Genomic DNA, 12,858 nt, shown 5'->3' on the forward strand with positions numbered 1-12,858 from the left:
TCGTCAGACGACGGCGTTGCCGGCCATAACGGCAAGGACCAGGAATATCAGGAAGATGATCAGGAAGATGCCGAACAGGACGCGCGCGATGGTTGCGGTCGCCGCCGATACGCCTGAAAAGCCGAAAAAGCCGCTGATCAGCGAAACTACAAAGAAAATAAGAGCCCATTTCAGCATTTAGCAGTCTCCTCTGCGTTGTACTTCTTAAAGACGCGGGAGATGGGAAATTGTTCCGAGGGCGTTTCGATTAATGGGGTGTTGTCGTCTTTCGCGGGAGTTTACGGAGAGTGCGGCACCCCCCTTTGTCCCGAAAGGGACAAAGGGGGGTATTCTCACCACGAACTCGAGAAAACCGACTGTCATCGACAGCTGCATCTCACCCGTGATTGATCATCACATGCCGGACGGCAGTGTAATCTTCGATAGCGTAGACTGACATATCCTTGCCGTAGCCGGATTGCTTCAGGCCGCCATGCGGCATCTCGTTGACCAGCATGAAGTGGGTGTTGATCCAGGTGCAGCCATATTGCAGCCGGGCGGCGGTCTGCATGCCGCGGCTGATGTCCTTGGTCCAGACCGAGGAGGCGAGGCCGTAGTCGCTGTCATTGGCCCAGGCTACGGCATCGTCGGAGTTGGTGAAGCGCGTGACCGAGACGACGGGGCCGAAGACTTCGCGGCGGACGATCTCGTCGTCCTGCGTCGCGCCGGCAACGATAGTCGGGGCGTAGAAGAAGCCGCGGTCGCCTGATGTTTTGCCGCCGGTGGTGATTTCCATGTGCTTGTGTTCGGAGGCGCGCGCAACGAAGCTTTCCACACGGTCGCGCTGGCGCTTGGAGATCAGCGGGCCGATCTCGTTTTCGGTGTCGTCTGCCTGGTTGAACTTGATGCTCGACACGGCGGAGGTGAGGTCGGCGACGAAATTGTCGTAGATCTTGGCATCGGCATAGATGCGGCAGGCGGCGGTGCAGTCCTGACCGGCATTGTAGTAGCCGAAGGTGCGGATGCCAGCGACGACGGCGTCGATATCAGCATCGTCGAAGATGATGACGGGCGCCTTGCCGCCGAGTTCGAGATGCGTGCGCTTCACCGTCTTGGCGGCGGCTTGCAGGACCTTCTTGCCGGTGGCGACATCGCCGGTGATGGAGACCATGTCGATCTTCGGGTGGTTGATGAGCGTATTGCCGACGCTCTCGCCGCGGCCGAGGATGACGTTGACGACGCCTTCCGGCAGGATATCCGCGAGCAGCTTTGCCATCTTCAGCGCCGTCAGCGGCGTCTGCTCGGAGGGCTTGAAGACGACGGTGTTGCCGCCGGCAATGGCCGGGGCGAGCTTCCAGGCCATCATCATCAGCGGATAGTTCCAGGGCGCAATGGAGCCGACGATGCCGATCGGATCGCGGCGGATCATCGAGGTATGGCCGGGCAGGTATTCGCCGGCGACTGGGCCGTGAAGGTTGCGCACCGCGCCGGCAAAGAAGCGATAGCAGTCGACGATTGCCGGAATCTCGTCATTAAGGACGGCATTGATCGGCTTGCCGCAGTTGAGCGCCTCCAGCGCAGCAAAGCCCTCGGCATCCCGCTCGATGGCGTCGGCGATCTTGAGGAGATAAGCCGAGCGCTGGCTTGGCGTGGTCTGTGACCAACTCGTGAAGGCCTTTTCGGCAGCGTCGACGGCGGCATCGATCTGGCCAAGCGACGCCTCAGGCAGATTGAGCACTTTCTCCCCGGTCTTCGGGTTGAGCACTTGCTCTTCCGTTTCGGTGCCGGCCTCGAAGCGGGAGCCGATCAGCATCTGGGTATCCATTATTCTCTCCCTTTCATTTGCCGCCGCCGGCGATCTGATCGCCGTCGCGGGTAAGATAGTAGGCTGCCAGGATCGGCAGGAAGGTGACGAGCACGACGACCATGGCGACGACATTGGTGACGGGTCGCTGGCGAGGGCGGATGAGTTCCTCCAGCATCCAGATCGGCAAGGTCATCTGCTGGCCGCCAGTGAAGGTGGTAACGATGACTTCATCGAAGGACAGCGCGAAGGCGAGCATACCGCCGGCCAGCAGCGCCGTGCCGATGTTCGGCAGGATGATATGCCGGAAGGTCTGGAAGCCGTCTGCACCGAGATCCATCGACGCTTCGATGAGCGAGCCGGAGGTGCGACGGAAACGGGCGACGGCATTGTTATAGACCACGACGACGCAGAAGGTTGCATGGCCGAGAACGATCGTCCAGACCGAGAAGGGAATATCGAACAGGCTGAAGGCCGAGCGCAATGCGATACCGGTGATAATGCCCGGGAGCGCGATCGGCAGGATGACCAGCAGCGAGATCGCCTCGCGGCCGAAGAATTTCGTCTGGCTGACGGCGGCGGCGCAGAGTGTGCCGAGCAAGAGGGCGATCGCGGTCGCGATTGTCGCCACCTGCACCGATAGCGCCAGTGACGACCAGACATCCGGTCGGTTCCAGGCAATGCCGAACCATTGCAGGGTGAAGCCCGGTGGCGGCCACTGATAGCTCTTTTCCTCCGTGGTGAAGGCATAGACGAAGATCAGCAGGATCGGCAGATGCAGGAAGAGCAGGCCACCGGCGGCGGCGATCTTCAAGGGGAAAGAGGCGCGTTGGCCACGATCAGAGCGCATCGAAAGCTCCCTGTTTCTTGGCGATCCAGAGATAGATGGCCATGATGACGATAGGCACCACCGAGAAAGCGGCGGCAAGCGGCACGTTGCCGGCGGTGCCCTGCTGTGCATAGACCGCCTGGCCGATGAAGAGGCGCGAGGAGCCGATGATCTGCGGGATGATGTAGTCGCCCAATGTCAGCGAGAAGGTGAAGATCGAGCCGGCGACGATGCCGGGTAGTGCCAGCGGCAACAGCACGGTGCGGAAAGTCTGGTTCGGCGTTGCGCCGAGATCGGACGAGGCTTCGAGCAGATTGGCCGGCACGCGCTCGAGGGCGGCCTGCGTCGGCAGGATCATATAGGGCAGCCAGACATAGACGAAGACGAGGAAGGTGCCGATATAGCTGACCGAGAGCGAGTTGCCGCCGATGATGGGTAAGGCAAGCACGCCGTCGAGCAGCCAGCCAAGATGCAGTCCGTCGAAGATCCAGGTGAGGATGCCTTCCTTGGCGAGTATCAGCTTCCAGGCATAGACCTTGACCAGATAGCTCGACCAGAGCGGCAGCATGACGCCGAGATAGAACAGCGCCTTCCATTTGCCCTGCGCATAACGCGCTGCGTAGTAGGCGATGGGAAAGGCGACGAAGGCGGAGGCTACCGTGACGAGGGCGGCCATGACCACTGTGCGGACGATGATATCGAAATTGGCCGAATTCAGTAGCTGCGCATAGGTTGCGAGCGTGAATTGGTAGTTCACCATCCCCGAGAAATCGTCGATCGAGAAGAAGCTTTGAAGCAGCAGCGCGATCAGCGAGCCGATATAGATGATGCCGAGCCAGAGCAGTGGCGGCGTCAGCATCAGGAAGAGCAGCAGTTTCGGACGGCGCCAGAAGAGATCCGAGAGACGGCCAAAGAAGCCGCCGCGGCTCGGCAGGATCGAAGCCGGCGCCTGGCTCGGCGAGGCGGGGAAAGCGGCGGCGTTCATGCGGCGTCATCCATATAGTGCACATCCGCCGGCAGCCATGCGAGGCGAACGGCGGCGCCGGTATCGGGCGCCGACTGGCCGGCCGGCACGGTCACATGCAGGCGCGCGCCATTCGCTTCCACCGAGAGGCGGGTAGCAGCACCGAGAAAGCTTGTGGCCTTCACGGTTGCTGCCACGCCGCTCTCCTCAGTCAACCGTATGGCTTCGGGGCGCAGGCTTGCCCAGCGCCGCTCACCACCAAGCGACGACATGGTTTCCGGCGCAATGACATTGGAGGAGCCGACGAAATCGGCAACGAAGCGGGTTTTCGGCCGCTGATAGATCTCATGCGGCGTTCCCTGCTGCGCGATGCGGCCGTCATTGAAGACGGCGACGCGATCGGCCATCGAGAGCGCTTCGCCCTGATCGTGGGTGACGAAGACGAAGGTGATGCCGAGCGCCCGTTGCAGGCTCTTCAGCTCCTCCTGCATCTGCTCACGCAGTTTCAGGTCGAGAGCGCCAAGCGGTTCGTCGAGGAGCAGGACTTTCGGCTTGTTGACCAGCGCTCGGGCGAGCGCCACGCGCTGACGCTGGCCGCCGGAGAGCTGGCCGGGGCGGCGGGTGCCATAGCCGGGCAGCTTCACCAGTTCCAGCGCCTGCTCGGCTGCACGTACGCGTTCGGCCTTGCCGACACCCTTGACCATCAACCCGTAAGCGACATTGTCGAGAATGTTGAGATGCGGAAAGAGCGCATAGTCCTGGAAGACGGTGTTGACGTTGCGCCTGTAGGGCGGCACGCCTTCGGCCGTCTCGCCGAAGATTTCGATATGGCCGCCCGTGGGCTGCTCGAAGCCGGCAATCAGCCTGAGGCAGGTGGTCTTGCCGGAACCGGAAGGGCCGAGCATGGCGAAGAATTCGCCGGGCGCGATTTCCAGATCGACACGATCCACAGCGCGGACCTGACCGAAATGGCGCGACACCTGCTGGAAACGAACGGCGGTCATGGGGTGCTCCAGGGGTACTTGTTTTCCTTCTCCCCAGTGGGGAGAAGGTGCCCGATAGGGCGGATGCGGGGGCTGAAGAGCGGAGCGAAGCGGGGGTTGAGCGGCAAGCGAAGCGCAACTCTTGCTATGCTGCGCCACCCCCTCATCCGACCCTTCGGGCCACCTTCTCCCCGAGGGGAGAAGGTAAGGTCCTACCGCCCGCCAATGACGCCGATATAGTCCGATACCCAGCGGTGATAGGGCACGCACTCGCTCTGGCTTGTGCACTTGGCGACAGGCGTCTTCCAGAACTTGATCTTGTCGAAGTGGTCGTAGCCGTTGGTGGCGCAACCGCTATCGGTCAAGAGTTCGTTGCCCTTGCAGGCTGCCGGAACCGAAGGCACGGCGCCGAACCAGGCGGCGGCATCGCCCTGAACTTTGGCCTGGAGGGAATGTTCCATCCACATATAGGCGCAGTTCGGATGTTCGCTGTCGGCATGCAGCATGGTGGTGTCGGCCCAGCCGGTGGTGCCTTCATCGGGGAAGGTCGAGGCGATCTTCTGCTTGTCTGATTGCAGCAGGTTCACCTGGAACGGCCATGAGCCCGAAGCAACGACGCCTTCGTTCTTGAAGTCGTCGGTCTGGATCATCGCATCATGCCAATAGCGGCTGACGATCTTGCGCTGGCCGCGCAGCAGCTCAAGAGCGGCCTTGTATTGGTCTTCGTTGAGTTCGTAGGGGTCCTTGATACCGAGTTCCGGCTTGTGCGCCATGAGGTAAAGGGCGGCATCGGCAATATAGATCGGCCCATCATAGGCCTGGACGCGGCCCTTGTTGGATTTGCCATCCGGCAGCGTCATCTCTTCGAAGACGACATTCCAGCTCTTCGGCGCCTCACCCTTGAAGGCATCGGTGTTGTACATCAGCACGTTCGGTCCCCAGAGATAGGGAACGCCGTAGTGGACGCCGTTGACCGTGTGCCAGGGGGCATTCTTCAGACGGTCGTCGAGGTTCTTCCAGCTTGGGATCAGGTCGGTGTTGATCGGCTGGACGCGCTTGCCGGCGACGAGACGCAGCGATGCGTCGCCAGAAGCCGTCACGAGGTCGAAGCCGCCCTCGTTCATCAGCGCGACCATTTCGTCTGATGTCGCCGCGGTCTTGACGCTGACCTTGCAGCCGGTTTCCTTTTCGAAGCCGGTTACCCAGTCGTAATTCTTGTCGCTTTCGCCGCGCTCGATATAGCCGGCCCAGGCGACGATGCTGACGGCGCCTTCGCCCTTGCCGAGCGTCTTCAGCGGCTCGGCGGCGATGACCTGCGTGGCAAAACTTAGGCATGCGAGTGCGGCCGTGCATGAATTCAGCAGATGCTTCATCGAACTCTCCCGGTTTTTGAGCCTTGATATTGTGGAGCCAGTGGCTGGCTTTTTGTTCCCGGAAGAAAAGGTGATCTGATTTCGCCGCATTCGCAAATTCATTTATCAGAAAGGCGATATCGGAAATTCCGATTCCAGAAGGCTCAATCATTTCGTGGGAGCGATAATGCCTTGAGGGCGCTGACCTCGAGGCAGGCGGAACTAGGAGTTGCCGAAGGCTTCCGGCTGCAATTTCCCAGCCTTCATAAGATGTTGCAGGGTGTAGGAGACAGAAAGAGCATCGTCGAGCGCATCGTGCCCCTGCAGGGGAGGGTGATCCACACCATAGTAGTCGGCAAGCTTGTTGCTCGGTGTTCTCGCCAGATCCTCGACCGGCATTCCCGCTGCAAGCAGCAGCTTGACCGCATTGTCGAAGCGATGCGCGGGGATCAAGGGCTGAATTCCGGCAACATAACAGCTGATCGCCATCATGTTCAGCTCGTCCTTGCCCCAGGACCAGAAGCCGGCGCCGTCCGAGAAGCCATCGAGGCGGGCAAGTGCATCCTGCAAGGACATTCCTTCGGCGCTGATGATTTCTTCGGAAATGCCGGTCAGCGCGGTGAAGAACGGGTCGAGCGCATATTGGTTGCCGAACCGATCGATGGGGCGGATATAGGCCTTATAGGTCGCTAGAATGGGAAAATCCCCTTCCAGGCCCAGCTTCACCGCTCCGATCTCGGCGATGACCGGATCGGGGTCATGGGCCGCACACCAGAATCGGCGTTGCGAGCCTTCAAGGCAAAGAAATTCGCAGTCGAATATGATGATGGTCTTCATAATCTATCCTCCAATCCTCTTGATGCCTATGAAATAGCCTTCTGCTATCGTTGCCGCCCCGAGCGCATGCTTTCGGCGACGCCGACGAAATCGCGGGCGGCCTGCGGCAGGCTCGATCCCTTGCGCCAGACCATGCCCACCTGCACGACCGGCAGCGAGCCGGAGACGTCGCGGCTTTCGATGCGGTCGCCTTCCAGCGACCAGGGGCGATAGACGAGATCTGGCAGCAGCGCCACGCCGGCGCCTGTTGCCACGAGGCTGCGCACTGCCTCGACGGAGCGCGTGCGGAAGGCCACATGCGGTCGTGCGCCGAGCGCCGTCAGCAGCTTGCCGGTATTCTCCTCGATTTCGTCGATGGTCAGCATGATCAGCGGTTCGCGAGTGATATCGGCGACGCTGATGATATCGGCCGAGACGAGGGGATGGCCCATGGGCAGCCAGAGGCGGTAGGGCGACGTCTCGAGGATTTCGGCCTGTAGTGCCATGCGATCCCGCAGGTTGGAAATGACCATGACGGCGACGTCGAGCTCGCCACCAACCAGAAGATGTTCCAGATAGCTGCCATTATCCTCGATGGCGCTGACTTCAACGCCGGGGCAGGCGCGGCGATAGCGCGCCAGAAGATCCGACAGGACATAGCCGGCGACGAGCGACGTCACGCCGATGTTCAGCGTGCCGCCGGTCGCGTTCCGCTGGCCGGAAAAGCTGGTGCGCGCGTCGGAAACGGTTGCGAGAATCTTCGTCGCGTGGCGCAGAAACTGATGGCCGTTATGCGTGATCGATAGCCCGCGCGGATGCCGGTCGAAGAGCTCGACGCCGAGGTCGCCCTCCAGCTCCTTCAGCGCCTCGGTAACGGAGGATTGGGAAATCGAAAGATTCTGCGCCGCACGGGTCACCGAGCCCTGTTCCGCCACGGCAACGAAGTACTGCAACTGTCTCAAGGTGAAGGCCATGAAAAGGTTAGAGCATGGCCCCGGCACCGAAAGCAAGCGCTCGTCATAGCTGTGAAATTTTGGACCTTTTTTGGTAAAGATACCACGTGAGATATAAGTTTCACCTTGGCTTTAAGTATTCAGAAACGCCAATTCCCTAACGTGAGGGTTGATCATCTTTATCACCTTGGAGTGGTCTATGCTGGAGCAGTTGGCGTGAGCGCCTTACTGCACATTTTCCGGTTGCCCCGGAAGTTTGTCGTCATCATCGGCGGAGTGGCTTTACTCATAGGCTGCTCCGGCGTTTTGGCGCTTTCTATCGGCAAGGACAGACTGCTCGGATTTGCGTCCGCTTCCTCCAACGGATTGCAGTGCACGGACATCAATCTCGTCACCATTCGCAAGGAAAACCGCTTCTGGGTGCGCAAATATATCCGCACCGATCCGACCGATGGCCTGACGCGCGTGAGGACGGCGCTGCGCGTGGCCAAGGCTGTCTATCAGGAACAGAAGCCAGATCTCGTTCAGGTTGTGGTTCTCGACAAGAACGGCCCGATCTTGCGTTCCGATATACGCGGCCGGGCTTTGGGCGCCGATGTCGTCTATGTGCCGCACCCTGACAAGCTTGCCGACGGCAGCGCGGAGGCTCCGCTGACGGCGCGTTACTATGACGGCGGCGCCAGCACGGCTGGCCTCTTCTATGGCGAGCAGATCACCATGCAGCCGCAGGACATCAATACCGCTCTTGCCGGACTGAAGGACTTCAGCGATTGCGACAATGCCCTGGCGGCCGACAATAGTGCCGGCGGCGATGCCAAGAAGGACAAGCTGAAGGCGGCAATGGCTGCGGAACAGAAGGCAGCCGCCAAGCAGGCAGAGGATCACGATGCCAAGGCGGGTCCGCCGGAGCCGAAATCGACGGGCAATGTGCGGCCCGGATATGACGAGAATGGCGAATTTATCGGCGCGGACGCCAAGGACAAGCAAAAGAGCCCGTCACCGGGGCTTGATCCGACCATGACGGGAGCTGCCGACCGGCGCTCGCCGGTCACCAACTGATCGGAGCCGCCTTTGCCCCATGGGGCGCAAAGGCAAGACTCTCAGTCCACCAGATGTTTTTCGCCGATCGCCTGGTAAAGCGCGAAGAGCGCTTCGTGAACTTCGCCGGCAAGACGGTAGAAATCGGGATTCGAAAGAATGGCCGGGTGCTGCAGCAACTGGTCGTCGGTCATGTCGAGCATGATCGACGCCGTGTGCATCGCCTCGTGGCAGCCGAAGGTGCCCGGCGCATATTGCGACAGATCGACATCGCCGATCTCCGCAAGATCGGCCAGCCGCTGCTGCTCGTTGTCGGCATCTGCGGCCGCTGTGTCTTTCTCGGTCATGGTTCGCACCTTTGAGGTTCGGAGGACGAAACGGTCTCAGTCCGCCTTGGCGCGACGGGCCGGGAAGAGGATGATGTCGCGGATCGACGGCGAGTTGGTCAGAAGCATGATGAGGCGGTCGACACCGATGCCGAGACCACCTGCGGGCGGCATGCCCTGATCGATGGCATCGAGGAATTCCTCGTCCAGTTCCTTCTGCTTTTCGCCGCGTGCATGCGCCTGCTCGAGTTGCTCGACCATGCGGGCGCGCTGCTCTTCCGGATCGTTGAGTTCCGAGAAGGCGTTGCCGAGTTCCCAGGCATTGCAATAAGTTTCGAAGCGCTCGACGAGGCGCGGCTCGCCCGGCACTTCCTTGGCGAAGGGCGAGATGTCCTTCGGGAAATGGGTGACGTGGGCCGGCTGGATCAGCGTGCCCTCAACCTTTTCTTCGAAGATGAACGCAAGGCATTCGCCCCAGGTCGCGTCCTTCTCGACGGCAAAGCCGGCAGCCTTGGAGGCGGCGCGGGCTTCCTCGTCGGTCTTGATCGCCAGGAAGTCGATACCGGTCGCTTCCTTAACGGCATCAGGCATCGGCACCCGGCGGAACGGGCCCTTGAAGGAAATCTGCTTGTCGCCGAAGGCAAATTCGGTGCTGCCGTGGATCGACATGGCTAGCGTCGAGAACAGGCGCTCGACGAGGTCCATGATGTCCTCGTAGTCGGCATAGGCCCAGTAACACTCCATCATGGTGAATTCTGGATTGTGCCGGGTGGAGACGCCTTCGTTGCGGAAGTTGCGGTTGATCTCGAACACCTTGTCGGTGAGGCCGGAGACCAGCGTGCGCTTCAGGAACAGTTCCGGCGCGATGCGCAGGTACATATCGAGCTTCAGCGTGTTGTGATGCGTCTTGAACGGCTCGGCGGTGGCACCGCCGTAAACCGAATGCAGCATCGGCGTTTCGACTTCCATGAAGCCGTCATTTTCCATGAAGCGGCGGATGCCGGAGACGATGCGGCTGCGCTGCTGGAAGCGGAGCTTCGATTCCTCGTTGGTCATGATGTCGAGATGGCGCTTGCGGTAGCGAAGCTCGATATCGGATAGGCCATGCCACTTTTCAGGCATCGGCAGCAACGACTTGGTCAGCATGGTGATCTGCTGGGCATTGATCGTCAGCTCACCGCGCTTGGTGCGGCGCACGACGCCGGTGACGCCGATGATGTCGCCAATATCGATCATCGGCAGCAGCGAGCGGGCCTCTTCGCCGGTCACATCCTTGTGGCTGAAGATCTGGATCTTCGCCGAGGCGTCATGGAGATCCATGAACATGCCGGAATTGCGCGAGGAGTAGACGCGACCGGCGACGGTGACGATATCGGCGGTCTCGGTGTCCGGCTCCAGGCTCTCGTATTTCGCAGCCAGTTCGGCATTGGTCATGGTCCGGTGAAAATGTGCCGGATAGACGTCGCCGATCTGTTCGCGCAGCAGCTTCAGCTTCTGCGCGCGAACTTCCGTTGCGTCGGAGGAGAGGGTGGCGGTTTCGGTCTTGTCGTTCATGGTTTTAAGTCCGGTTCAATTCTTCGGGCCGACGAGGGTCGCAACGGTCTGGGCGGCAAGTTTCAGCCGCTGGCGCACGACGGAGCGACCGAGGATGGCCATGCTATCGAAAAGCGGCAGGGAGCGCGAGGAGCCCGAGACGGCCACGAAGAGCGGGGCTACGATGACCTTCAGCTTCTTGCCCATGCGGTCGGCGATGGCGCGCAACTCGGCTTCGATCGTCTCGACATTCCATTCGAGGATCTTTTCGAGGTCCGGCTGCACTGTGTTCAGGATTTCCAGCAACTCTTCCGGCGTCGACTTGATCTTCGCGAAAGCGGAGGGATCGAGGTTGAGGTCGGACTTGAACAGGAAGCCGGCGAGGTCAGGCAGTTCACCAAGCTTGGTGATGCGCGACTGCGACAGCTTCAGGCCTTCCTGCAGACGGCTGTTTTCCATCGCCCAGGTCAGAACGCGCTGCTGGAACTCTTCTTCCGACAGCTTCTCGCGGATCCAGCGGCCGTTCAACCAGTCGAGCTTCTGGATGTCGAAGATCGCGCCGGCCTTGGAGAGGTTTTCCGGGTCGAACTTTGCGGCAAGCTCTTCCATGGTCAACAGCTCGTCCCCTTCGGCGATCTGCATGAAGAACAGGCCGAGGAAATTCATCAGCGCTTCGGGGATATAGCCGAGAGCCGTGTAATAGGAGATCGACGTCGGGTTCTTGCGCTTCGACAGCTTCGACTTGTCGGCATTGCGCATCAGCGACAGGTGCATGAAAACAGGCGGTTCCCAGTCGAGATACTGATAGATCAGGATGTGCTTCGGCACGGAAGCCAGCCATTCCTCGCCGCGCGCGACATGGGTGATCTTCATCAGATGGTCGTCGACGACGTTGGCCATGTGATAGGTCGGCATGCCATCGGCCTTCAGGAGGACCTGCATGTCGACGGCATCCCACGGAATTTCCACGTCGCCATAGACGCCGTCATGGAACTTGCAGGAGCCTTCGGTCGGGATCTTCATGCGCACGACATGCGGCTCGCCGGCGGCAACGCGCGTCGAGACCTCCTCGGCCGAAAGGTTCAAACAGTGGCCGTCATACTTCGGCGGCAAGCCGGCGGCGCGCTGCGCCTCGCGCATTTTTTCCAGACGCTCAGGCGTGCAGAAGCAGCGGAAACCATGTCCGTTCGTGACGATCTGTTCGACGTAAGGCTTATAGAGCTCCTTGCGGTCGCTCTGCCGGTAAGGGCCATAGGGGCCGCCGACATCCGGACCTTCCGACCATTTCAGGCCGCACCATTTCAGAGCGTCGAGCACCTTGGTCTCGAATTCCGGGGTGGAGCGGGTCGCGTCGGTATCCTCGATGCGCAGGATGAACTCGCCGCCGTGTTTCTTGGCGAAGAGATAGTTGAACAGCGCGATATAGGCAGTGCCGACATGCGGCTCGCCGGTGGGGGAGGGTGCGATGCGGACGCGAACGCCTGAAGTGGTCATCTTGTTTGCCCGTCATAAAAGGCCGGGTCGCGCTTTGGACAAGCGCCGTCCAGCCGAAGATGTGTATCTGGATGAGGAAACCGGCCGGAAAAGGGCGCCTGCCGCTTCAATTCCGCGTTTTCCATATGGCTGGCCTTAGGCCATATTCAATGCATGACGTCAAGGGAAACCGCGCCTCAAGATCGACCCGATGGTGTGTCATGGACATTGCAACGCACCGATTCGAGCCGATATATCAGAATAGTGATGCCTCTTTACCGTTCGTAAGGCTATCGGGATGAAAGCGGGTCGGTTGTCGAATTTTATTTGCAATTTCTGCGGCAGTGGCGGAATAGGTCTTCAATCAAATACCGCGAGGAAGCAATGAAAAGACTGGTTTTGAGCCTCATATTGGCGGCGGCAATGTTCGGTCCCGCCGCCGCGCAATCGACGATTACGCGCGACAGTTCGGCAAAGCTGATCGAATCCTATCGCGCCTATATCGGTAGCGACGACCTCTACAATTCAAAGGGTGACCGTCTGACGCTGCCCTGGCAGATCATCCGGCAGGATCGCGCCAACTATCACGCCTATCGCCGCCGCGATCGTGGCGACCAGGGGGATAGCTTCTTCTCGCTGCCGTCAAACCGGCAGAAGCTCGAAGCCATGCTGGCAAGCGGCAACATTGCCGATGATGCCGCAAACTACATCGTCCGCGGCAACGTCTGGATCAAGGTCGATATTTACGGGCGCGGCGACGTCGGCGAATGGGTCGACGTCCACGTTCAGGATTGAGTGCCGCACCCGT

At 60.5% G+C, this 12,858-nt stretch carries 13 protein-coding genes; 2 read left to right on the forward strand and 11 right to left on the reverse strand.

The genetic code is table 11. The features are described 5' to 3' along the window. Positions 1-3: 3 nt before the first annotated feature. The 8 genes from A6U86_RS30910 to A6U86_RS30945 all read right to left on the reverse strand — a co-directional run bounded on the left by A6U86_RS30910 (position 4) and on the right by A6U86_RS30945 (position 7,701). Positions 4-177 carry a DUF1328 domain-containing protein gene (locus A6U86_RS30910; RefSeq protein WP_068399851.1) on the reverse strand — a complete coding sequence of 58 codons (174 nt, stop codon included), beginning with the start codon at positions 175-177 and terminating at the stop codon, positions 4-6. Positions 178-376: 199 nt separating this feature from the next. Beyond that, positions 377-1,804, reverse strand: coding sequence for a gamma-aminobutyraldehyde dehydrogenase (locus tag A6U86_RS30915; protein ID WP_068399853.1), 1,428 nt, complete (start codon positions 1,802-1,804; stop codon positions 377-379). A gap of 13 nt (positions 1,805-1,817) precedes the next feature. After that, positions 1,818-2,633, reverse strand: coding sequence for an ABC transporter permease (locus A6U86_RS30920; protein WP_068399856.1), 816 nt, complete (start codon positions 2,631-2,633; stop codon positions 1,818-1,820). Then, positions 2,623-3,597 carry an ABC transporter permease gene (locus tag A6U86_RS30925; RefSeq protein WP_068399859.1) on the reverse strand — a complete coding sequence of 325 codons (975 nt, stop codon included), beginning with the start codon at positions 3,595-3,597 and terminating at the stop codon, positions 2,623-2,625. Before A6U86_RS30925 ends, A6U86_RS30920 begins: the two co-directional genes overlap by 11 nt. Next, a complete protein-coding gene (locus tag A6U86_RS30930; protein WP_068399861.1) occupies positions 3,594-4,580 on the reverse strand; it encodes an ABC transporter ATP-binding protein in 987 nt (328 codons plus the stop codon). The genes A6U86_RS30925 and A6U86_RS30930 overlap by 4 nt, the downstream gene beginning before the upstream one ends. A gap of 191 nt (positions 4,581-4,771) precedes the next feature. Then, positions 4,772-5,932 (reverse strand): ABC transporter substrate-binding protein, encoded by a 1,161-nt coding sequence (locus A6U86_RS30935; RefSeq protein ID WP_068399864.1) that lies wholly within the window; start codon positions 5,930-5,932, stop codon positions 4,772-4,774. A gap of 201 nt (positions 5,933-6,133) precedes the next feature. After that, positions 6,134-6,748, reverse strand: a complete 615-nt coding sequence (locus tag A6U86_RS30940) for a 3'-5' exonuclease (RefSeq protein ID WP_068399866.1) — start codon at positions 6,746-6,748, stop codon at positions 6,134-6,136. Between the two features lie 44 nt (positions 6,749-6,792). Further along, the gene (locus tag A6U86_RS30945; RefSeq protein ID WP_068399869.1) at positions 6,793-7,701 is read right to left on the reverse strand and encodes a LysR substrate-binding domain-containing protein; all 909 of its coding nucleotides are present in this window, start codon (positions 7,699-7,701) and stop codon (positions 6,793-6,795) included. A 195-nt stretch (positions 7,702-7,896) separates the two neighbouring features. Between A6U86_RS30945 and A6U86_RS30950 the strand changes: the two genes are divergently transcribed. Then, positions 7,897-8,739 carry a hypothetical protein gene (locus tag A6U86_RS30950; protein WP_068400496.1) on the forward strand — a complete coding sequence of 281 codons (843 nt, stop codon included), beginning with the start codon at positions 7,897-7,899 and terminating at the stop codon, positions 8,737-8,739. Between the two features lie 41 nt (positions 8,740-8,780). On the opposite strand, the gene A6U86_RS30955 is transcribed toward A6U86_RS30950, so the two are convergent. The 3 genes from A6U86_RS30955 to gltX are packed head-to-tail and all read right to left on the reverse strand — an operon-like array spanning position 8,781 to position 12,071. Continuing rightward, a complete protein-coding gene (locus A6U86_RS30955; protein WP_068399872.1) occupies positions 8,781-9,065 on the reverse strand; it encodes a hypothetical protein in 285 nt (94 codons plus the stop codon). Positions 9,066-9,101: 36 nt separating this feature from the next. Next, positions 9,102-10,598 carry a lysine--tRNA ligase gene (gene lysS / locus A6U86_RS30960; protein WP_068399874.1) on the reverse strand — a complete coding sequence of 499 codons (1,497 nt, stop codon included), beginning with the start codon at positions 10,596-10,598 and terminating at the stop codon, positions 9,102-9,104. Positions 10,599-10,613: 15 nt separating this feature from the next. Next, positions 10,614-12,071 (reverse strand): glutamate--tRNA ligase, encoded by a 1,458-nt coding sequence (gene gltX, locus A6U86_RS30965; RefSeq protein ID WP_068399877.1) that lies wholly within the window; start codon positions 12,069-12,071, stop codon positions 10,614-10,616. 363 nt (positions 12,072-12,434) lie between these two features. On the opposite strand from gltX, the gene A6U86_RS30970 reads away from it, so the two are divergent. Further along, complete coding sequence (locus A6U86_RS30970; RefSeq protein WP_068399879.1) at positions 12,435-12,845, forward strand: hypothetical protein; 411 nt, start codon at positions 12,435-12,437, stop codon at positions 12,843-12,845. Positions 12,846-12,858: the final 13 nt, after the last annotated feature.

The sequence above is a fragment of the Rhizobium sp. AC27/96 genome (assembly GCF_001692325.1).
Taxonomy (GTDB): domain Bacteria; phylum Pseudomonadota; class Alphaproteobacteria; order Rhizobiales; family Rhizobiaceae; genus Rhizobium.

Bases quoted from the DNA above. Each gene is read 5' to 3' on its own strand.
- A6U86_RS30925 (WP_068399859.1), bottom strand. From the start codon at position 3,597: ATGAACGCCGCCGCTTTCCCCGCCTCGCCGAGCCAGGCGCCGGCTTCG.
- A6U86_RS30910 (WP_068399851.1), bottom strand. From the start codon at position 177: ATGCTGAAATGGGCTCTTATTTTCTTTGTAGTTTCGCTGATCAGCGGC.
- A6U86_RS30955 (WP_068399872.1), bottom strand. From the start codon at position 9,065: ATGACCGAGAAAGACACAGCGGCCGCAGATGCCGACAACGAGCAGCAG.
- A6U86_RS30940 (WP_068399866.1), bottom strand. From the start codon at position 6,748: ATGAAGACCATCATCATATTCGACTGCGAATTTCTTTGCCTTGAAGGC.
- gltX (WP_068399877.1), bottom strand. From the start codon at position 12,071: ATGACCACTTCAGGCGTTCGCGTCCGCATCGCACCCTCCCCCACCGGC.
- A6U86_RS30970 (WP_068399879.1), top strand. From the start codon at position 12,435: ATGAAAAGACTGGTTTTGAGCCTCATATTGGCGGCGGCAATGTTCGGT.
- A6U86_RS30920 (WP_068399856.1), bottom strand. From the start codon at position 2,633: ATGCGCTCTGATCGTGGCCAACGCGCCTCTTTCCCCTTGAAGATCGCC.
- A6U86_RS30915 (WP_068399853.1), bottom strand. From the start codon at position 1,804: ATGGATACCCAGATGCTGATCGGCTCCCGCTTCGAGGCCGGCACCGAA.
- lysS (WP_068399874.1), bottom strand. From the start codon at position 10,598: ATGAACGACAAGACCGAAACCGCCACCCTCTCCTCCGACGCAACGGAA.
- A6U86_RS30935 (WP_068399864.1), bottom strand. From the start codon at position 5,932: ATGAAGCATCTGCTGAATTCATGCACGGCCGCACTCGCATGCCTAAGT.
- A6U86_RS30945 (WP_068399869.1), bottom strand. From the start codon at position 7,701: ATGGCCTTCACCTTGAGACAGTTGCAGTACTTCGTTGCCGTGGCGGAA.
- A6U86_RS30930 (WP_068399861.1), bottom strand. From the start codon at position 4,580: ATGACCGCCGTTCGTTTCCAGCAGGTGTCGCGCCATTTCGGTCAGGTC.